The sequence below is a fragment of the Rossellomorea arthrocnemi genome, assembly GCF_904424705.1.
Taxonomy (GTDB): domain Bacteria; phylum Bacillota; class Bacilli; order Bacillales; family Bacillaceae_B; genus Rossellomorea; species Rossellomorea arthrocnemi.
In genome coordinates this window covers 1-19,677 of the sequence record NZ_CAJGBF010000017.1, presented here as the reverse complement: position 1 = coordinate 19,677, position 19,677 = coordinate 1, and the positions used below count along the sequence as shown (strand labels likewise).

Sequence of the window (19,677 nt, the reverse complement as noted above, 5' to 3'; positions counted from 1 at the left end):
CTGAAGATTTCTAGCGAATAAAAATTTAAAGAGGTGTTGTATATGAAGAGAAACATACCAGTTGATTACAACCAGCATTATAGATCAGTTTTAACGAGTGAAAAAGATTTGGAGAAGGTTAAGGCTTCAGACTTTTTACACAACTTCGCGGATTTAATAATAAAGTATTCGAGCCACATAGAGAAGCAGCTTAAAAAAGAAAGTGAGGAATCATAATGAAGAAGAAAAGAGCGGTAGGATATAAACGGAGAAGCCCAAGGCCGGAAAAGGACTTTGGGAACACGTCCTTGGAAAAGCAAGAAGATGAGATTATTAAGTATTGCATGCAGAATGATATTGAACTAGTTGACGTTTACGTTGATGATTTAAAGTCAGGTAGTTCATTCAAAGGTAGAAACGGTTTTATTGAAATGTATAGCCGAGTTTTAGATGAATATGAAGAAATAGATTACATAATCGTCTACAAGCAAGACAGATTGTCCCGTGATTCGTTAGATACATTGTATTTTATGAAACAGCTTAATGCAGTTGATAAACATATCATATCAATAGCCGACAGTATAAATACAGAGGATCCCACGGCAAAGATTCTTGTTCATGTTTTGTCATTGGTTGCTGAATTGGAAAGGGAATTCATCTCATTTCGGACGAATTCCGGAATGGAAAAAAGAGCTGAAGATGGAGAATTTTTAGGTGGAAAAGTCTTCGGATATGAAGTGATAAATAAAAAATTATCAATACTTCCAGATGAAGCTAAAGTTGTCAGATATATATTTGAAAAGTGTGCTTCTGAAAAGTGGGGGTTAAAGAAAATTGCTGCTAACCTTAATATCCAAGGTATAAAGACTAAAAATAATAATGATTGGACAAGTAATGCTATTAAAACTGTGCTACAGAATCAGCAGTATATAGGTAATACTAAATGGCGGGGTAAATTAACTAGAGGTAAACATACTCCAATCATTGAAAAGCCATTGTGGGATGAAACTAGAAAGGTAATGCAAGCAAGAAGCTGTACGCCTCGAAAGATACATCCAGGCTCCTATCCCCTTAGCGGAATACTTAAATGTCCTCAATGCGGGGGATCTATGGTTCAAGGGAACAGCAGTCGAAAATACAAGTATTATCAATGCAATAAAAATAAAAACAGTGGTAGTAGTGTCTGTTCTTCTAACCTCATTAAAAAGGAGTATGCTGAGGGGGTTGTACTTAAGGATTTCCTACATCAGCTTAAAGGAAAAGTTTCTCCCTCAACTGTTTACTCAGTTACACAGTCAATATTAGGCTATGAATTAAATCCATTGGAGAAAGAAGCTAGTAAACTAAAAAAACAGATAGGAAGGTTAGAAAGTGAGATTTTAAATATTATAGAATACTCTAGTGACACAGCTCTGAATTTAGATGTCGATATGATAAAGTCCCATTTAGCAACAAAGCAAGATGAAATAAACAAAATAAACAACGTTCTTGCTAACATTGCAAAGCAAGTAGAGTTGAAACGAAATGAATCTATAATGGATATTATAGAAAGTGCTATTAAAAACTTTGAGGATTTTTATCATACACTCTCTGATGATGAAAAGAAGTTGTTTTTTCATTCTGTTATTAAAGAAATTCACGTAACTAAAGGAGAAAAGACAAAAGATCGTCGTATAAAAGATGTTATTTATCACTTTGATTTAGAAGAGGTTAATGATTTGGTTAAGCCTGTTAGTTAGCTATAATTTATACTATCATTCTTTCTTCACTATCAAGTTAGGAAACGTATGATCCTGTTATCCAATAATATAAATAAATGTGGAAGCGTAAGTATCTTATTTTAATTAATAGGATACTTCCTTCCATTCTTTAAGAGTTTCTCCTCTACAATCTCTTTAATGTCCAAATCAAGGTCAGAACACAACATCAATGAGTAGATTAAGACATCCGCGATTTCTTCACGGATGTTTTCTATATTAGTTTCTATTGCTTCCTCGCTACTGATCCATTGAAAGTCTTCAAGTAGTTCGGCTGCTTCAATAGATATAGAGATAGCAAGGTCTTTGGGGTTGTGATATTGTCTCCAGTTACGCTCGTCTCGGAATTTGTTTATTTTATTGATTAATTGTTGAATGTCGCTCAAGCTTTTCTGCTCCTATCTAAATGTAGTAGATGTTTTCTTAATGGAGGGTCCGTAGCATAAATGTATAAACCGTGAATTCCTCTTTTCATTAAAACGTTAATGGAATTGAGGATGATTTCTTCCTTAATTTCTTGGTTCTTCTCTGGTGATAAGTCAGAGCGTGAAGCGAATGCCCCTGTATCTTTATATCTAGAGGGGTCAATAACTAGCCTGTCTTCCTCTTCATTATAGCTAACGGAAGGGCCAAGAACTACACCGACATAGTTAAGATCAAAGCCTTGCACAGTATAGATAGAGCCTACTTCTCTAATCGATTCCGGATTCTCAGCCCATGCTACATTATTCATTGTGTTATTCCAGGGCATGTTTATTCCTTTTTCATCTACAATATACGATTTCTTATCTTTCTTATGTAAGTAGTCAAAGGTTGAGACAATACGCGATAGTCCAATTTCGTTATTCTTCCTTTCTATAGCTGCTTTAAACGACTCAGCATCTTTGAAAAACTTAAGCTCAAATGAAGAGTCTGTTTCTACTGGAAGTGGAAGTACTTCTTTGGAGACAAAGTGATCAATCCAATTTATTGTTTCAGGACTGGCGTTCATCCTCATTTGGTCTGTTAACTTTACGGTTTTAGCGGAATAGTGTTTTGTAATTTCCTCGAGCAAACTGTTGTTCCAATAGCTTTTAATTTTCAGAACTTGTTTAGGATCAAAAATAACGATAGTAATTTTACTTCGTTTTATGATTTCATCCAATTGATTTTTATAGTTGAAATTATTATAAGAATCTTCCTTTGTTAAAAGAAGATGGGCTTCATCAATAAGAACAATATCTGCTGAAGTTCTTGACTTCGTTTTCTCATTAATGAATGGTGTTGGCTTCATTAGATTTTTTTTCTTAATATTCGGCAAGCTGTTAGCAATATTTTTATACGTCTTCAGCATCTCGCCATTATTCACTAGCATGTAATTATCGGTTCCTTGTAGAAGAGAGCTGCTATCCTTAGATAAATCCTGAAGAGTATTAAACAAAGAGCTTAAGAGGACACTTTTACCTGTCCCAGCATCTCCTTCAACTGTAATCACATGGTTGCCTTCTAACTTGATATGTTCCTTACAGAAATCAAGAATTTCATTTTTAATATCCAGCTGAAGAGGTGACAATTCCTTATAAGGTGATAGTTTATAAATATCTTTGTTTCTAAGATTTTCAAGGGTATCACTCACAATTTTCTCTTCACGAAGCTTCTCCCAAATTGCTTGAAAAAGCTCTTCATTATAGAATGATTTCTCAAAATAATTGTGCGTCTCCCGAGAACTAGTCTGACTTACATTTTGAAGTTGAAAGTGGTTATCGGCAATAAAATAATTAATCAAGTTTGACTCGATATTATACGTAGCAGACTGATTAAACTTCTCGTGTCCAATCAAAATAGACCGGTTCAAATTCCTTCGCCTTTTATCCTCTAAATGGTTCTTTAACCTTCTTGTAGCCTGAACGGTTTGTCCAATATAAGCTGACGGCCTTTTTTTCTCGTTATAAAGAATATAGACGATAGGATAATTATTTAGATGAATCTGCTTAACGGTATAGTCTGAAGTCTGTGTAAAATCTCTGTTTTCAAATACTAATTCATTCATATTTGTAGCCTCATTGTTTCTTTTTAAGATAATAGTATCATAAATTATGTCTATAAATTAGAAATATATGGATTTGAACAGTTCATCTAGCAAACTAGAGAAAACACTCTAGGGACTAATTACTAAAAAGTTTAAACGTTGGATATATTTGTTAGTTAGGGTAAAATTGAATTAGAATTACTTTAAAACGGGGGACTCTATATGATACGAGACTGGCTTAACCATTCGAAGCGAAGTAATCATGGATATAAATTTAATATAATAGATGTTTCCGAAACAGAAGTGAGAGAAGAAAAGTTATTTCCATCATGGCTTGCTGGGGAACTGCTTATAGCATATAAAAATCCAGAACACTTAAAAAGAAGGTATCTTAAAAGGAAAAAGGATGAATTACGTGAATATTTGAAGAATGAAGTATTCCCTGACTTATCTACGGTAATAGATAAAAATGTTCGACGTGGCGACTGGGGAGAAATTGTTTCAAGTTTATTTTTACGAGATGTTATGAATTTAGAAACTGCATTAATAAAACTAAGGTATAAGCTTAATAGGAAAAAATCTTCTTTTGGTATAGATGTATTTGGTGTGCAACTTGATGGCGCTGGAAAGGTCCGTAGCCTCTGTATATGCGAAACAAAGACAAAAATTACATACGATAAACAAATTGGTGTAAAAGCTCATGACTCACTTTATATAAATGATACATCTTCTATTATTACAATTGCAGATTTTATGTCTACTCTCTATTTTAATGAAGGTAATTATGATCTTTCTGATCAATTTGATGAAATAGTGCTACAAAAGGCCAATTTCCCAACTGACCATCATATCTTTTTGGTACATGAAAAGAGTTTATGGAATGAAGATATAATAATAGAACTAGATAAATTCAAAGGACTAAATCACGGACTAAATTTTAATGTTTTACTCATTGACGAACTTGACGAATTAGCAAATCATTGTTTTTCACTAGTACCTGATGTTGGGGAGGAAATTGTTTATGGAACTCCTTGAATATATTAATAAAAAAGAAAAACAAGTAGAAGAACTGATAGATTCTTCGTTTTTTAGGAACCAGTATGGTCAGATTTTCGCAAAAAAAATGGGGGCAAATTTCAAAGCAACCTATAATGAATCAACAATATGGGGTTATGCATTATTTCTAAGTTCAGCAAGTGCCAAAGTTTTGACTCACAAAGAAAGTCCAGTATGTATGCAAGGACTTAAAGTTTCTGCCGAACTATTTGAAACTTTTTCTTTGATGTCTGAAGAATATGACAAAGATTATGCTAAGGTTTTATCTGCACTTTGCTATGACTTATCAGGTTTTCAAGCTAAATCTTCGTGTATATTAAAATCGCTTGAATATAAAATTGAAGAAAATGAATCATTGGACATAAGTGTAAATAATTTATTCTCATTAGTTACTTTGCTATTAAGGAAGCAACTACAAGCTATTAAACCAGCTGACATGCAACTTATAGGGGGTTCTGATAATGAAATTGAATATTTTTGGAGAAAAGCAATTAGTGAATTTAGCAAGTTTCAGTTAACTGGAGTTAATGGCGATTTTTATAAAGATTTAGCGGAAGCAAAGGATTTAGCCCTAAATCTAAGAGATGCGACTCTCACAACTATATTAACATTATTAGAATTTAAAATGCATATTTCTTATCATCGTACAACTTGGACAGTATTATCGGAATTCATTGAAGAGTCATCTGAGATTTGGGAACCATATTTAAGGTTGCTTGCTACAAGTCCTTATTCAGATAATAAACTGCTACCTCCTGAAGAGAGATTATCTCAATCAGAGTTCTGGAAATCCCAAATTAATGCAATAAATAAAGGTGTATTAGAAGATAACAGAGGTTTTATTATTCAAATGCCGACTAGCGCAGGAAAGACCTTAATTGCTGAATTATCCATTTTACAACAGATCGGAAGTAACAAAAAGTGCCTTTATATTGCTCCTTTTCGTTCACTTGTCAATGAGGTGGAAAATAACTTAAGTAGTCGTTTATCGAAATTAGGCTATGTAGTTTCTAGCCTATCCGGAAGTTATGAGTTGAATGAACTTGATCAATTTTGGTTAAGAGAAGCTGATGTATTAGTTGCTACGCCTGAAAAGGTTGACTTCTTAATCAGAGTAAAGCCTGAGTTATTTGATGATATTTCTCTTTTTGTATTCGATGAGGGACATGTCTTAGGTAATTTAGATAGTAGATCAGCACAATTCGAATTACTTCTCACACGCCTTAAAAGATGGTTTACACCAAAACACAGCAGATTTTTATTTATTTCAGCAGTTATGCCTGATGCTGATAGTGATGAGTTTGCAAAATGGCTAATAAATAATGAACAATCAAAAATAGATTCACCTAAACAATACGATGGTCACGCATGGCAGCCTACAAGAAGGTTAATAGGTTACTTTTCATGGATCGGAACTAATGGCCAAGTTGAATTTAATAATTATGTTCAAGACATAGGTAGTAGATCTAAAAAGATTTTCATTCCGAATTTTATAAACCCTTTACATTGGAAAATCACCAGGGGGAAGAAGAAGAAAAGGGTTATTGAAAAGGTTTTCCCTAATTTTACCAACAAGTCCGAATCAACAGCAATTTTAGCGTACCGGTATCTCCGGGAAGGATCAGTACTTATATATTGTGCTACAGTTGGCCGAGGTGGTGGGGGAGGTGTCTATAGCGTATTAAAAGCATTCTTGAAATTAATCGATATCTTAGATAATTATTATGATGCTGAAACACATTTTCCGAAGGTAGATGATAGTGAAGCACTGGAAGCTGCAATTAGGTGGTATGGAGAGGATAGCATAATAACACAATGTATAAGCAGGGGAGTAGCACCTCATTTTGGAGATTTAGCAGATGAAGTAAGAAAAGCTGTCGAAAGAGAATACGCGCAAAAAAAGTTGAAAATACTTGTTGCAACACATACGCTAGGTCAAGGAGTAAATTTACCAATAAAAACTTTACTGGTCTACTCCTTAGATATTATCCCAAACCCTTCTGAACGGTTATCAGTTAAAGTTAGGGATTTTTGGAATATAGTTGGTAGATCTGGTAGAGCAGGGCGAGAGACAGAAGGTCAGGTTGTTTTTGTTATTAATTCTGCAAGGGATAGAGCTTTATATAATGAATACTCCAATCCACTGAATTCTGAGCGCGTTAGAAGTATATTTACTGTTGCAATGGAATTACATCGTGAAGGAAGGATTTCTAAACAAGCTTTACAAGACATTATCGCAGAATACTCTGAACCTGCACTTATGAATTTTCTTGTGGAAGAAGTAGTTGATACTCCAGATCAACAACTAATGGAGTCTTTTGTAGGAGATACCTTATTTAAAATACAATCCATAGATGAAGATTCACAATATGTTAAAAGCATCTTACTTGAAACTGCTAATCGTTTTTGGAGTATTGAACCACGTGAAAGAAAAGTTGTATTTGCGAGAACGGGTTTAACTCTTGATTCATGCATTAAAATTGAAGAAACTTTACTAAGTACTCAAAATCTTAGTAAGGCATTTGATGAAGAAAATGAAGTGGAATTTTTAAAGCTAGCATTAAAATGCTTAATATTATGTGAAGAAATGCAACCCAAAGAAACTTTAAAAAACGTTTCAATCGTGGGTAATACCAAGCTCGAACCTTTTATACTTTCGTGGATAAATGGGGATGATTTAGAAACGCTTAGAAGGTTGTGGTCAGATTCTGTTGGAGAAGAAAACGCAGATTTAATGAATGTTTACATAGAAGATTGCCTAGCTTATAGATATCCTTGGGGAATTACATCTGTAATCTTCATTGCATCGTATATATTACAGCGCGATTGGACTAGTCTTAGTAAGAGTATTTTAAGTCTCCCAGCAAAAATAAAAAGTGGATTGAACGATACTTATGCTTTGTGGTTGAAGGATATGGGTTTGATATCTAGAAAAGATTGTTTGCTCTTATCAAAGTCTTATGACAGCCCTACAGATTTACGTTCCTTTATAAATTGGTTTGTGAATCTTCAAGTGGAAGAAATTAATAAGTGTGGGTTAAAATCAACTTACGGAATACGTAATATCTTTAATTTAATATCAAAAATTAATCTAAATGACAAAACCACAAGTAATTTTAATAAGACTAATTATTCCTTCAATGTGAAAGGAATACCGTATGAAGCAGAAAGAATTGAGGTAGCGAAACTTATTAAAGTGGGAGAGAAATTATTATTAAAGAGACAGCAGGAGAATGAATTTGATTCATTTGCAATTCAAATTTTTCACCAAGATAAGCAACTTGGTTTTGTTCCAAGGGGACTAGCTAAGATACTTTCATTTCAAATGGATATTATGGGAGCGGAAATTGAATGCAGAGTCAAAAGGAAATTTGGAAGCAATATACAAGTTGTAACCAGTTATAAATCAATTTAATAAATAACTATCCAGGAATATTAAATTAACAATTCCTTTATGGGAGTATTCTAGCTCAAGGTGATAACTTAAAACCCTTGGTATTTCTAAGCCCCTAGTCTCAATAGAAGCTATATTTAGTAGTAATAAGTTTATTAACCAAGTGACAAGAAGTTTCGGATACTTAACCTTATAAATAGACATTTAAGAATTTGCAATTGAAAATAGACGAGAGATTTGTCTCTCGTCTTTATATGTTTTTTGCCTCTCAAATAACCACGGTGAACCGTTAGAAAAACGCTGGTCACCCCTGACAATAGTTCATAATTGAATAAAATCGCTATGGGACAAGCAGCAGATGATGATGTTTATTCTCAAAATATCCAAATTTCGGAGTTAAACGCTCTAAATGCTAATATGGGAGTAGTTGCATGGAAGAAGATTTTTGGATTTTATCTTAGAGATGTAGCAATCTATCATTCAATATTCGTACTTGATGAAGAAGTTGTTAGTCATGGCCATCAATTTGTTGAATTTAGAAATTGAACAAGATGTACTATACATTTCAATTGAATACGATATCGCGAAGCATAAATATGAGTGTGGAGGCGGTGCTGACATTATAACTTCACTTTCCCCTACTAATAGGAAATTGGAGTCATCCTTGTCAATCCCACTATTTTATTACAAATAATAAGGTTGTATGGGCAGGACCAATATCAAAGACTGCCAGTCAAGAAGTTATAAAAAATGACCAAGAGTCTGTAAAAAAGTATGTTCAAAAAAGTAATCGTCTAATTGATAAGATTAAAAGGCTTTTTAAGCTTTAATTCCTTATGATATTTCAACAAGAGCAATATCAAAAAGACTTGTTTGATACAGCACCCCAAAAGAAGTTAGAGTTACAATCTAACTTCTTCTGGGGTGTTTTTGTAGGAAAAGTCCGTTTTAGGAGGAAGTGGTTTGATTATATCCCACTATTTATTTATAAGCTCTACACAGTAGACTCCAAATGTTCACCTATTTAATGCACCAGCCGAAGGATATAGCCTTAAGAGGAATATTGATATATCCATATAATGGGGCAGAAATTGATGAAAAGTTTGCGTGGGATGATCGAATGACGGTGGAAGTAATGACTTTGAATTTGGAGGATTCTTGGAGAGATATTTATAGGAAGTTGGTGTCTGTGCTATAAGGTAATAGAGAACAGGATTATGTGGATTAAAAGTAGAAGCTCAAGTGCTTGCGGCTACTCGAACTATTAACATTGTTTAAATAGTAACAGGAACTTTATTTTATGGAAGAGGTCTTTGGGATTGTGATATTGTTTCCAGTTACGCTGGTCTCGGAATTTGTTTATTTTATTGATTAACTGTTGAATATCGCTCGAACCTTCTCACGGAAGAATCTGGAACAATTAGCCTTCATTAAATTTGTATGTAACAAGTGGGTCGGGGATTCAATTTTTTTGATACCCAGATAAGCCCTTTTAGTTAGTAGTTAGAAAGGAGGGTGAAAATTTATTTTTAAAAATGAAACCTTTTGGTTTGTATAACCGTATCTACATTTTAAGAACTAGTATACTGAAGTGCATTTTTCAAAGCCTTTTAAGAATTTTGTTTGTAAAGAAAAGGAGAGATGGAGAAATGGACCACAAGAAAACGGAATTTGAACTTGGCGGTAATGCATTAACTGGAGTAATAGTTACATTTGTTACATTAGCAGGCACTGCGTTGGGAATGAAATATATGGATGATCGAAAAAAAATAGAAATCATAAAATCAGAAAAACCGCTCAAAGATAAAAGTGATACAACTGTTGAAATTGACCCGAAGACTTGGAAGGTGAAAGTAAACAGAAAAACTGATTTCGAAGTGACGGAAACAAAAATTAAAGAAGTTCCAGTAGTACCAGGCTTCAAAAAAACGAAAAAAGTTTTAGTGCAATTGGACAAAAACGGTAACGAAATACCAGGTACTGAGGCAGATGTAGTAGGATAAAATTCCTGAGATAAAACCTGACTTTTTATAATCAAAAATAGTTGCTGCCATGGCATGGCAGCTTTATTTTTACTTCTTTCTTCTCCTCCAGACTAACCTGTTCTCAAACAAGTAACCTTCTTGTCTAAAGCTGAAATACTCTCCATTAACGTTCAAGAAAAGATGGTCTATTAAGGGGATATACAAAATTATTCCTGCCTTTTGATGGTTTGATGATAGTAGAAGGTTGATTATGCGTGATAACAAAGCTCATTGCGTTATTTAAAATACAGGCTATGAATATTTCTCTTGGTGAAATAGATGAGTAGGAGAGTGTGCCAATATGACTTCTGTGGACAGCTATAACCTGATTTTTTATATTCAGACAAATTAGTCCCACGAATGTATTTATACATATTCCTATAAATTGCATTAGGAAATCTATTCTTATAAAATTATTAAATAATAAAATTAATTGGGGGAGTACCATGACGAACATTATTTCATGGAACATTCAGGGTGGAGGAAGTAAAGACGTATATGCCTATAAAGTTTATAGACAAGATGGAGTTATTATACCCTTATATGACACGAATAAGAACAAATGGATAGATGACATTTCAGAAGACCATAAACAAATGATTAAAAAAAACATTGAAGAAATTGGCACTATCCTTCAAAAAATGCCCCCTGAAATAAAAATGGGTGAAGTTTATAAGGGAGAAAAAACACGACTAAAGCCAGACATTATCATTTTACAAGAATTCCAATATCAATTTCATCATCTGCTATTCCCCTATTTAGAAGATTACCATTTAGATTTTAGTAATAACTTAAAAAGAAAACATGCTCAAAATGGGATATTAATTGCAACTAAAAAAGGGAACGACGCTTTAATGCTTAATAGTTGTACTTTAAATAAATATGAATTACGCAATTTTTTCATTAAACAGCATTTAACAACATTAGGTGTACATTTCCCTGTTTGGGGGGAAAAGCCAACAATAAAACAAAGAAATTCAAGAAATAAATATTGGACTGAAATTATTAATTTTGCCAAAACCAATACAGTTCGAACAATTATTGCAGGTGATTTTAACACGTTAAGAGCCGATAATGACATCCATAAATTTAAAAAAACGCATGCTACAAAGTTTTATGATGAAAATCCAATTACTCGATGTTCAAGTGGTACATGCGTTGATTATATTTTTTATTCAAATGATATAGCAGACAAAGTAGATAAAGGTGTTATCATAACACCTACGAATTGTAGTGACCATAATATGCTATCGCTACGAATAAGTGATTAATTTATTGTTGGTTTAGAAATAAAGAATGATTATAAGAATGCTTCATTCGTGCTGATTTGTAATAGCCCCTGAATAATGTTCTAGTCATTTGAAAGGGTATTAAATTTCATAATTGAAAAACTACTATCAGCATTATATGTATGCCATTACTACACAAGCTATTTAGAGTACGGAGACTTTCTATGAAATTATGGAGAATTACATAAAGTTAAAATTTAAAAGGCATTGGTAAGGTCAGTTTACCAATGCCTTTTTGCCTCTCAAATCACCACGGTGAACGGTATCAAGCAGTTAAGATCTAATAGTTAATGAAAAGATCAAACAACTTTTCTTCTTTAGCCGATAAACATCAATTATCTGCTTTAAGGATAAAAAATCCTTGTGCCGGTTAAAGCTTCAATTTAAATTCTTTCCTTCCTTTTGAAATAAATCCGAGATTTTCATCAACCTACTTACTAGTTGTACTTCGTTTGATTAAGAGAATCTGGTTGGATACAATTGAGTCTCTTAATGCAGGTGTAGATTCCATTCCTTAATTTGCCTCATTAATACAACTACCCAGACCAGAACTTGGTTTCAAATTCTCCCTACGCAAATTTTAAAATAATAAAATAAAATTCTTTAATCATATAGCACAAACAACAGAGTTATATTTTGACTTCTTTAAGGGAAGAAGTAATTGGTTATTTCACAAAATTATACTTGTGGTTCATCTGACCAACTTTTCTTCTCTTTAATAGTTTTTATAGTAGTTTTTTTCTTTAATTCTTTCTTTTTCAAGACAAGCCACAATTGAGATGCAATAAAGATTGAAGAGTAGGTTCCAGTTATTAGACCTATTAGTAAGGCTATAGAAAAGTTCTGTATTGATTCACTTCCGAATATTAACAATGCTACTACAGTAAATATAACTGTTAATACAGTATTAATCGAACGTCCAATTGTTTGTCGGAGACTTTTGTTCACTACTTCATTTATATCTTCATAGTTCTTTAATACAATTTTCTTTTGTAGGTTTTCCCTTAGTCTATCGAAGGTAACAATCGTATCATTAATAGAATATCCAACGATTGTTAGAACAGCAGCGATAAAGGTTAAGTCAACTTCTAATCGAGTAAAACTAAAAAAAACAACCATAAAAAATGCATCATGTAATAAAGCTATTATAGCGGAAACCGCCATTCTCCATTCAAAACGTATAGTAACATAGATAATTATTCCAATAGAGGCAAAAGCAATTGCAAGCAAAGCATTTTTGGCTAATTCTTTACCGATTATTGGTGAAACAGTACTGATATTCGGTTCAATACTGTAGGTGTTTTGGATGTAATTCTTTAGTTTATTGATTTGATTTTTATTTAAATCCTTTGAGTAACGAACCACTCCAATATTTTGGTTCTTACCAGAAATGACAATACTTTCAGCTGGCAAATTAATTTCTTTTAGATTTTTTTGCACCAATTCAGAATCCAAGTGCTTATTCGAATGGATCTCAACGCGAGTTCCGTTAACAAAGTCAATTCCTAAATTTAATTTAAAAATTACCAGTAGGATTATTCCTGTAGATATTAGAGCCCCAGATAGTGCAAAAAATTTCTTTTTATGTTTGACAAAATCAAACTTATCAAAACTTGTAGGTAAATCTAGAGTATCTTTATTTTCCAGTATGCTATTTCTATTTACACCAAACAAACCTGGATTATTTTTGAAAAAACTCATCTCAACACATAGTCCAAGTAATATTCGAGATCCCCAGACGGCTGTAATAAAACTTGTCAGAATAGAAACAATTAGCATTGTAGCAAATCCCTTAACAGAACTAGTCCCGAATATAAATAATACAGTTGCAGCTAAAATAGTTGTGACGTTTGCATCAAGGATGGTCAAAAAAGAAGATTTGCTACCAGCTTTAAAAGCGGAAGGAATAGAATTACCAATTCTAATCTCTTCTTTAATTCTTTCATATGTGATTATGTTAGCATCTACTACCATACCCACCCCAAGTATAAGTGCTGCAATTCCAGGAAGAGTCAATACCCCATTCATTAAGTCGAAAATTAACAAAACTAAGTATATGTAGAATGATAAAGTTAAAGTTGCAATTAATCCAGGAAAGCGATAGTAGAAAATCATAAATAGGAAAACTATTGAAATTCCTATCAAACCTGCTAATACAGTTTGATTTAATGAATGTTGACCGAACTGTGCACCTACTGAAGTTGAATAAATTTCATCTAGTTTCATTGGAAGAGAGCCGGCATTTAATAACGAAGCTAAATGTTGGGCTTCTTCAAGAGTGAAATCCCCTTCAATTATTACTTCATCTGAGTTTATTGGATTATTTACACTGGGAGCAGATAGATATTTTGGTTTTTCCTTTTTTGATTCCTTTAAATAGGAATCATAACCTTCATTAAAATCTAGCCAAATGACCAACTTATTTTCAGGTGCCATGTCTAAAATATCTTTTGTAAGTTGAAAAAACTTTTCTTTGTTCTTTAACTTTAAGGATACTATAGGCTGATTGTTTTTATTAAAAGATTGCTGTGCCTTACCAGATACTAGATCTGAACCATCTAATTGTACAGTATCATTTACGTCTCTAAATGTTAGATTGGCTTGGGTTGAAAGAGTATCCCTTGCTTCATCTTGGTTCTTTACACCAGCAAGTTGAACTCTAATTCTATTCCCGTCTTCAATCTGTATCTTTGGTTCACTTACTCCTAAAATGTTGATTCTTTCTTCTAGAGCTTTATGTGTATCAATTACAGATTTTTTTGTGACATTCTCTCCTTTTTGAGCAGGTACTACTTCATAAAGAATTTCAAAACCACCTTGTAGATCTAACCCTAGGTTAATATTTTTTATTATGTTATTGGTTGTTCCTCCCATAATAGTAAGAAGGAAAAATACAATTATAAATAAACTAATTATTCTACTGCGTTTTTTCATTTCTAATTCTCCTTTAGTATAGTAAACAAGATTTTTCCGCTTAGAAACCACAAAACCAAACCTCATACAAAATAAATACCATATTCAATTAATACTATAAAAGTTAGTTTATGGTAAGTGTAAATATCAAAAAAAGTATTAAATTGTATTATTTTTGAATAAATTGTAAAAATATGTTGCTATTGTCATTCGAGTGAAATATACTTTTAATTGTTAATATTAACAATATATCTCATTATTTCAAAAAGGAGGAAATTATTAATGGCTTGTTCATGTCCTATTTTTTCAAGTGTTGACAGCAGTTCTTCTAAGACTAGATGTGGTACTTTCGGTTGTAGTGGAGATTCTGGACGTCAAGTAAAAGAGAGTTACACATCCACTTTTTGTAAGAATTGGTTTACGGGTAATAAAAAATTAGTTACTTGTAATGTAACTAAAGTTGGTTGCTGCGGTTAAGTTATTTCGAAAAATATTGGAGGATAAACTGTTTTTCAGTTTACCTTCAATTTTTTATTTGAGGAGGCAATAATAATGGAAAATCATAGAAAGTTTCTCAAAACATTAGAAGAATATACCTTTGGAAACTATTTTCCTGATAGTTTAGAACTTAAAATAGACGGTGAAATTTTAATTACTGAGGGAATATCTCACACTGAATATGGTTCGCTGATTTTTTTAGGGGGTACAAATTGTGAGGCGTGTGATTTTGATATCATAAATGAGTTCTATCAAAAATACTCTAGATTTAATTTTTTAATGTTACTCTATACACCTTCACAGCAACATATGACCCATACAACCAAGTTGGAAATTCCAACTAAAATTTGTAGTATTAAAAATGTTAGTAAACAGTTAAATTACAATGGAATAATTCCTTGGGTTTTTGTCATCAATTCAATGGGTCAAATTATTGCAGGTGGATTATTTAATGATATGGAGACCTTAGAAGCAATTGCTTGGCCTTTGATTAGAGTTCATTATTTAGAGGGAGTGAAGTAAATGTATAAGTCCACAACAAGATCATCTCATGAAACGGGTTTAGAAATTGGGGATGATATACCAAACCTGAAATTTTTTGATTTTAATAGAGAACAAGTGATATTTAAAGGTAATTGTATCTTTGTTTTTGTTTCAAATTACTGTGCACACTGTATAGATTTATTGCCTGAATTGCAAGGGATAAGTGATGCTGGTAATAGTAAACTTATTCTATTTTCTACAGGAGACATTAGTGATAATGAAGAAATGCACAAATATTTTAATTGGAACTTTCAAGTTGTTCAATTAAACGAAGATGAGATGGAGAAGTATTTTGGGGTGGTAACTCTTCCTTTCTGTATGATTATTAATAAAAATCAAGTGGTGAAAAAAGGAGTTATCTATAACATGGATGACTATAAATATATGAGTGATGGACATAGATAAGAAGGAGTGGAAAATCAAATGGAAGCACAAATGATAATTTGCGATAAGGTTACTTTTGATGTGGTACATAAATTAGGTTCAGTGATTAACACAATATATGTAGATTGCTTTCCTTGCATATATGAGGTAGAAGCATTTGTGAAATTAATAGGGATACCTTCTACTCAAACAACTGATTTTGCTGTAGGTGTATTAGATAGTGAAAAAGAGATAGTTGCTAGTTCTGATATAATCGCAGTCAGAAACTATAGGGATGATGATCAGGTTCCTGGAATTGATATGGATTTAAAAATGCAACTCCTTTTATGTAAAAAAGGGATAATTAATTTCAAGTTATTATTAAATAAAAATGAGGTAACATCCTATCCAATAACAGTGAGACTTCGTGAAAAAAATTAAGGATGAGTGAAATGAATGATAAGTGTAATTAGTATAATTTCAAGTCTAATGGCATTCCTTTTCTATTTTTCAGGTTTATCCAAAATCTTTTCTTTTCAAGAATTTTTGAATTCTATAACAAACCTTTTAAATAAGGAGTTACTTCCTCGCAAAGCAATTGCTATTCTCGTCATCAGTACGGAACTAATACTAGCTTTATTATTTTCATTAAATCTATTTTTGTTTTTCTCATATATTATTGCAATTTTAACCTTTTTAGTATTTACTTTTTTCCTTATTAGAGCATTTGTAAAGCACCAGGATATTGTTTGTAATTGCTTCGGGATACAAAAAGGTTTAACAAATAAAAAACTTTCAATTACAAGAAATACTATTCTAATCTTCTTATGTATTATAGGTCTCGTACTATCACCTTTAGAATTAGAATTAGGATTAGAAGAATATAATAGATTATTTTCCCCCTTTTTCATGATGATAACCTCTATTACAATTATTTCAATTCAACATATCAAAAGGTTTTATTAGTTAGGAGATAAAAATGACTTTTATTCTATGGCTAACTCTATTAATAATCTTTTTAATCTTAATTACCAATTCAATAATCCTAAGTAAACAGGTAGTTACTATAAAAAAAAGTAATGTTTTATTTCATACTCTTAGCAAGGGTGAATTAATCAATTCTAACAGTGTTTGTTTGTTTCTAACTTACGAAAATAAAAATAATGATATCCTGATAATAGACGCTATATCGAAATACAATGGGGATTTTCTTTATATATTTTTTAGGGGACCAGAGTGGCAAAAAAATAGTATCAATAAGAAAATACCAGAATTAAACAATCTCAAAATAATCCTTGATGAAAAAGGGAAACTAAGTGCTTCAATGGGAATACATGATTTTCCTAGTTACTTAATTTTAGATAAGGAATATATCATTAGTGAAAAGGGAAAGTATTTTGTATGATTAGAACTTTAACACACCAAAGTAAACAGCCAATGGTTTTCAAGAATATTATAAAAATATTTAGAGTTATATGGTCTATTTCTCCCGTATTATTTGTTTTCAACAGTATCTTTTATATTGCAACAGCTCTGATTCCATTGATGAATTTATATATTATGAAAGAAATAATTGATGCAATAGTGGAAATAATTAGAACTAATAAAGGTATACTCAAAGGAGTTTTTTTACTTATTCTCCAAGCTTCAATATCGATATTTACATTAATTATAGAATCACTTCATAGGTTAATTAATCTAAAACTTAAACAGAAAGTGGATTTTAGCTTTCAAGATAACATTATGAATAAAGCGGGTAAATTACCCCTTGTTTTTTTTGATAGCCCTGAATACTATAATAAAATTGAAAGATCAGCAGCAGCAGAGGAAAGAGGATTAGATTTATTTTCTTCATCATTTAGAATAATTCAAAGTACTATAACATTGATTGGCTTTCTAATTATGCTATTCAATTTAAGCTGGATACTTCCTTTATGTATGATGATTTTAATTATTCCACCTTTATGGGTAAATATTTGGCTTGGTAAACAAAGATATAATCAAGTACATGAACAAACACCCACTCAAAGAAGAGTGAATTACTTAAATCACATCCTAAAAAGTAGAAATGCGGCTAAAGAACTTAGACTATTTCAACACGAGGACTATTTGAGAAATAAATGGAAGAAGCTTTTGTGGAAAAATAATAATGAACAATTTAATTTGGAAAAAAAGGCTGAATCAGCTAATGCATATGTTAATAGCGCAAGAGAAATTTCTAATATTATATTTGTAGGAAGCCTATTATATATAACAACAAAAGGGCGTTTAACTGTAGGTGACTATTTTATCTTTTCGCAAGGAATCACTTATTCATTATCTTTGATAAGTGAGATTTCAGAAGAAATAGCAAACTTACATGAAAGTGCAGTATTTATGAATGACTATTTCGGCTATATTAATTTAGAAGAGGAAGATTTAAATAGTAAACCACATTCATTTTCATTTGAAGACGAAATAGTGGTTAGTAATATAAGTTATAGTTATCCTAATAATCAAAAAAAGGTTTTAGATAATATTTCATTTAATATTAGAAAAGGTGAAAAAGTTGCTGTAGTGGGAAAGAATGGAGCTGGGAAAAGTACACTTATAAACTGCATCATAGGGTTGTACACTCCTACTCATGGAACAGTTGCTTATGATGGTATCAACGTTAAAAACATTGATACCAAAGAAATCAGAAAGAAAATAAGTGCAATTTTTCAAGACTTTGTTCATTATCAACTGACTGTTAGAGAAAATATAGCTATAAGTGAAATAAGAAATCTAAATAACAATCAAAAACTATCAGAAACGCTAAAAATGTCAAACTCAGACTTTGTAAACAGTTTACTGTATAAATACGACACAGAGCTAGGGACTGCCTTTTCTGGGGGACAAGAGTTATCAGGCGGCCAGTGGCAAAAGATAGGGTTAGCAAGGGCTTTGTTTAAAGACAGTGATATCATTATTCTAGACGAGCCAACAGCCGCATTAGATCCTGCATCTGAGTCCGAAATTTTAAAGAAATTTATTGATGTTACAGAGAATAAAACTGGTATCTTTATTACTCACCGCTTGGGAATTTGTAAGAACGTGGATAGGGTCTTGGTAATGGATAATGGAAAATTAATTGAACAAGGTACCCACCAAGAATTATTAGAATCTAATGGAGAATATGCCAGAATGTTTGATATTCAAAGTGAGTGGTATGTTACCAAAGAATTAGTTACATTATAAACAAATAGGTTCTTTCTATGATAAAGAAAGATGATCCATTTCTTTCTGTTTATTTATGATTAAGTAAGGAGTAAAGGAGTACGGCTCTTGCAAAATGAGGGGGAAAAGCAGATGAAAATACTAAAAAGTACAATAAAGTTTTTCAATGACTCAAAAAAACATTTTTATAGGTATGATGATGAAGGGTTTTCACAGTATGAAAAAGACTATATTGAAAATATAAAAAAAGCAAATCCTTATGGATTAATAGTGATGATTGTAGGAGGAATATCTTTTGCTTTCGGTCCAAAATATGTAATTTTACCTATATTAACCATACTATTTTCCTCTCTAACTATTTGGACTTTTGATAAGGAAACAGAAGATAATCCCTGGACATTCATTGTAGGACTAATTCTTGCTTTTACTGGTTTAGGTATGTATTTGCAAGGAGTTGTACATCATTTAGTACTTTAAACTTAATAGGGAAAATTATGTTAAAAGAGTCCTGGTATGTATCTTGTACGTTGGTGGCTAACCCCAAAAGTTAGAGTTTTGTTATGCAGCTGATTGGATGGACTGAGTTCGGTATTCGACTGGACTTAGTCCATCCAATTTTTCTTTTGAACGTTCATGATTGTACCAGTGGATATAT

General features: G+C 32.0%; 20 protein-coding genes and 1 pseudogene. 15 read left to right on the top strand and 6 right to left on the bottom strand.

Going from position 1 to position 19,677, the window contains the following annotated elements; translation table 11 throughout:
- The first annotated feature begins 42 nt into the window (after positions 1 to 42).
- Together BAA9072_RS18365 and BAA9072_RS18360 are read left to right on the top strand one after the other, a co-directional pair.
- Positions 43 to 216 carry a hypothetical protein gene (locus tag BAA9072_RS18365; RefSeq protein ID WP_201716143.1) on the top strand — a complete coding sequence of 58 codons (174 nt, stop codon included), beginning with the start codon at positions 43 to 45 and terminating at the stop codon, positions 214 to 216.
- On the top strand, positions 216 to 1,718 hold the full coding sequence (locus tag BAA9072_RS18360; protein ID WP_201716142.1) for a recombinase family protein: 1,503 nt from the start codon (positions 216 to 218) through the stop codon (positions 1,716 to 1,718). The genes BAA9072_RS18365 and BAA9072_RS18360 overlap by 1 nt, the downstream gene beginning before the upstream one ends.
- A 101-nt stretch (positions 1,719 to 1,819) precedes the next feature.
- Here BAA9072_RS18360 and BAA9072_RS18355 read toward each other — a convergent pair whose 3' ends face one another.
- Both BAA9072_RS18355 and BAA9072_RS18350 read right to left on the bottom strand, forming a co-directional pair.
- Complete coding sequence (locus BAA9072_RS18355; RefSeq protein ID WP_201716141.1) at positions 1,820 to 2,122, bottom strand: nucleotide pyrophosphohydrolase; 303 nt, start codon at positions 2,120 to 2,122, stop codon at positions 1,820 to 1,822.
- Entirely contained in the window at positions 2,119 to 3,765 is a 1,647-nt protein-coding gene (locus BAA9072_RS18350; protein WP_201716140.1) for a DUF2075 domain-containing protein, read from the bottom strand. Before BAA9072_RS18350 ends, BAA9072_RS18355 begins: the two co-directional genes overlap by 4 nt.
- A gap of 201 nt (positions 3,766 to 3,966) precedes the next feature.
- Between BAA9072_RS18350 and BAA9072_RS18345 the strand changes: the two genes are divergently transcribed.
- The 4 genes from BAA9072_RS18345 (at position 3,967) to BAA9072_RS24740 (ending at position 9,024) form a co-directional block, all read left to right on the top strand.
- Entirely contained in the window at positions 3,967 to 4,779 is an 813-nt protein-coding gene (locus tag BAA9072_RS18345) for a Hachiman antiphage defense system protein HamA (protein WP_159130293.1), read from the top strand.
- Positions 4,766 to 8,215, top strand: coding sequence for a DEAD/DEAH box helicase (locus tag BAA9072_RS18340; RefSeq protein ID WP_201716139.1), 3,450 nt, complete (start codon positions 4,766 to 4,768; stop codon positions 8,213 to 8,215). The genes BAA9072_RS18345 and BAA9072_RS18340 overlap by 14 nt, the downstream gene beginning before the upstream one ends.
- Before the next feature lie 321 nt (positions 8,216 to 8,536).
- On the top strand, positions 8,537 to 8,740 hold the full coding sequence (locus BAA9072_RS18335) for a hypothetical protein (RefSeq protein WP_201716138.1): 204 nt from the start codon (positions 8,537 to 8,539) through the stop codon (positions 8,738 to 8,740).
- Positions 8,741 to 8,838: 98 nt separating this feature from the next.
- Entirely contained in the window at positions 8,839 to 9,024 is a 186-nt protein-coding gene (locus BAA9072_RS24740; RefSeq protein ID WP_408015250.1) for a DUF6527 family protein, read from the top strand.
- Positions 9,025 to 9,500: 476 nt separating this feature from the next.
- Here the strand turns inward: BAA9072_RS24740 and BAA9072_RS24360 are convergent.
- Positions 9,501 to 9,578, bottom strand: a pseudogene (locus tag BAA9072_RS24360) (nucleotide pyrophosphohydrolase); the annotation flags it as partial.
- A gap of 265 nt (positions 9,579 to 9,843) precedes the next feature.
- Here BAA9072_RS24360 and BAA9072_RS18330 point away from each other — a divergent pair.
- On the top strand, positions 9,844 to 10,197 hold the full coding sequence (locus BAA9072_RS18330) for a hypothetical protein (protein WP_201716137.1): 354 nt from the start codon (positions 9,844 to 9,846) through the stop codon (positions 10,195 to 10,197).
- A gap of 145 nt (positions 10,198 to 10,342) precedes the next feature.
- On the opposite strand, the gene BAA9072_RS24735 is transcribed toward BAA9072_RS18330, so the two are convergent.
- Positions 10,343 to 10,609 (bottom strand): JAB domain-containing protein, encoded by a 267-nt coding sequence (locus BAA9072_RS24735; protein WP_201716136.1) that lies wholly within the window; start codon positions 10,607 to 10,609, stop codon positions 10,343 to 10,345.
- 55 nt (positions 10,610 to 10,664) lie between these two features.
- On the opposite strand from BAA9072_RS24735, the gene BAA9072_RS18320 reads away from it, so the two are divergent.
- On the top strand, positions 10,665 to 11,489 hold the full coding sequence (locus tag BAA9072_RS18320) for an endonuclease/exonuclease/phosphatase family protein (RefSeq protein ID WP_201716135.1): 825 nt from the start codon (positions 10,665 to 10,667) through the stop codon (positions 11,487 to 11,489).
- A gap of 696 nt (positions 11,490 to 12,185) precedes the next feature.
- On the opposite strand, the gene secDF is transcribed toward BAA9072_RS18320, so the two are convergent.
- The gene (gene secDF / locus BAA9072_RS18315; RefSeq protein WP_201716134.1) at positions 12,186 to 14,441 is read right to left on the bottom strand and encodes a protein translocase subunit SecDF; all 2,256 of its coding nucleotides are present in this window, start codon (positions 14,439 to 14,441) and stop codon (positions 12,186 to 12,188) included.
- Between the two features lie 531 nt (positions 14,442 to 14,972).
- On the opposite strand from secDF, the gene BAA9072_RS18310 reads away from it, so the two are divergent.
- The 7 genes from BAA9072_RS18310 (at position 14,973) to BAA9072_RS18280 (ending at position 19,499) form a co-directional block, all read left to right on the top strand.
- The gene (locus BAA9072_RS18310) at positions 14,973 to 15,440 is read left to right on the top strand and encodes a hypothetical protein (protein WP_201716133.1); all 468 of its coding nucleotides are present in this window, start codon (positions 14,973 to 14,975) and stop codon (positions 15,438 to 15,440) included.
- Complete coding sequence (locus BAA9072_RS18305) at positions 15,441 to 15,866, top strand: TlpA family protein disulfide reductase (RefSeq protein ID WP_201716132.1); 426 nt, start codon at positions 15,441 to 15,443, stop codon at positions 15,864 to 15,866. It begins immediately after the preceding gene.
- Positions 15,867 to 15,884: 18 nt separating this feature from the next.
- Positions 15,885 to 16,265 carry a hypothetical protein gene (locus BAA9072_RS18300; RefSeq protein ID WP_201716131.1) on the top strand — a complete coding sequence of 127 codons (381 nt, stop codon included), beginning with the start codon at positions 15,885 to 15,887 and terminating at the stop codon, positions 16,263 to 16,265.
- 15 nt (positions 16,266 to 16,280) lie between these two features.
- On the top strand, positions 16,281 to 16,790 hold the full coding sequence (locus tag BAA9072_RS24730; RefSeq protein WP_201716130.1) for a MauE/DoxX family redox-associated membrane protein: 510 nt from the start codon (positions 16,281 to 16,283) through the stop codon (positions 16,788 to 16,790).
- Between the two features lie 13 nt (positions 16,791 to 16,803).
- Positions 16,804 to 17,229: a hypothetical protein gene (locus BAA9072_RS18290; RefSeq protein ID WP_201716129.1), complete on the top strand. Its 426-nt coding sequence runs from the start codon at positions 16,804 to 16,806 to the stop codon at positions 17,227 to 17,229.
- Positions 17,226 to 19,043: an ABC transporter ATP-binding protein gene (locus BAA9072_RS18285; protein WP_201716128.1), complete on the top strand. Its 1,818-nt coding sequence runs from the start codon at positions 17,226 to 17,228 to the stop codon at positions 19,041 to 19,043. The genes BAA9072_RS18290 and BAA9072_RS18285 overlap by 4 nt, the downstream gene beginning before the upstream one ends.
- A gap of 111 nt (positions 19,044 to 19,154) precedes the next feature.
- Positions 19,155 to 19,499 carry a cell division protein FtsK gene (locus BAA9072_RS18280; protein ID WP_201716127.1) on the top strand — a complete coding sequence of 115 codons (345 nt, stop codon included), beginning with the start codon at positions 19,155 to 19,157 and terminating at the stop codon, positions 19,497 to 19,499.
- 81 nt (positions 19,500 to 19,580) lie between these two features.
- On the opposite strand, the gene BAA9072_RS18275 is transcribed toward BAA9072_RS18280, so the two are convergent.
- Positions 19,581 to 19,677, bottom strand: a 97-nt coding sequence (locus BAA9072_RS18275; protein ID WP_201714309.1) for an IS3 family transposase, incomplete at its 5' end; no start/stop codon positions are given.

Coding starts and splice junctions, on each gene's coding strand:
- BAA9072_RS18340 (WP_201716139.1), top strand. CDS start 4,766: ATGGAACTCCTTGAATATATTAATAAAAAAGAAAAACAAGTAGAAGAA.
- BAA9072_RS18290 (WP_201716129.1), top strand. CDS start 16,804: ATGACTTTTATTCTATGGCTAACTCTATTAATAATCTTTTTAATCTTA.
- BAA9072_RS18305 (WP_201716132.1), top strand. CDS start 15,441: ATGTATAAGTCCACAACAAGATCATCTCATGAAACGGGTTTAGAAATT.
- BAA9072_RS24730 (WP_201716130.1), top strand. CDS start 16,281: ATGATAAGTGTAATTAGTATAATTTCAAGTCTAATGGCATTCCTTTTC.
- BAA9072_RS18335 (WP_201716138.1), top strand. CDS start 8,537: ATGGGACAAGCAGCAGATGATGATGTTTATTCTCAAAATATCCAAATT.
- BAA9072_RS18280 (WP_201716127.1), top strand. CDS start 19,155: ATGAAAATACTAAAAAGTACAATAAAGTTTTTCAATGACTCAAAAAAA.
- BAA9072_RS18320 (WP_201716135.1), top strand. CDS start 10,665: ATGACGAACATTATTTCATGGAACATTCAGGGTGGAGGAAGTAAAGAC.
- BAA9072_RS18360 (WP_201716142.1), top strand. CDS start 216: ATGAAGAAGAAAAGAGCGGTAGGATATAAACGGAGAAGCCCAAGGCCG.
- BAA9072_RS18300 (WP_201716131.1), top strand. CDS start 15,885: ATGGAAGCACAAATGATAATTTGCGATAAGGTTACTTTTGATGTGGTA.
- BAA9072_RS18330 (WP_201716137.1), top strand. CDS start 9,844: ATGGACCACAAGAAAACGGAATTTGAACTTGGCGGTAATGCATTAACT.
- secDF (WP_201716134.1), bottom strand. CDS start 14,441: ATGAAAAAACGCAGTAGAATAATTAGTTTATTTATAATTGTATTTTTC.
- BAA9072_RS18285 (WP_201716128.1), top strand. CDS start 17,226: ATGATTAGAACTTTAACACACCAAAGTAAACAGCCAATGGTTTTCAAG.
- BAA9072_RS24735 (WP_201716136.1), bottom strand. CDS start 10,609: ATGCAATTTATAGGAATATGTATAAATACATTCGTGGGACTAATTTGT.
- BAA9072_RS18350 (WP_201716140.1), bottom strand. CDS start 3,765: ATGAATGAATTAGTATTTGAAAACAGAGATTTTACACAGACTTCAGAC.
- BAA9072_RS18345 (WP_159130293.1), top strand. CDS start 3,967: ATGATACGAGACTGGCTTAACCATTCGAAGCGAAGTAATCATGGATAT.
- BAA9072_RS18310 (WP_201716133.1), top strand. CDS start 14,973: ATGGAAAATCATAGAAAGTTTCTCAAAACATTAGAAGAATATACCTTT.
- BAA9072_RS18365 (WP_201716143.1), top strand. CDS start 43: ATGAAGAGAAACATACCAGTTGATTACAACCAGCATTATAGATCAGTT.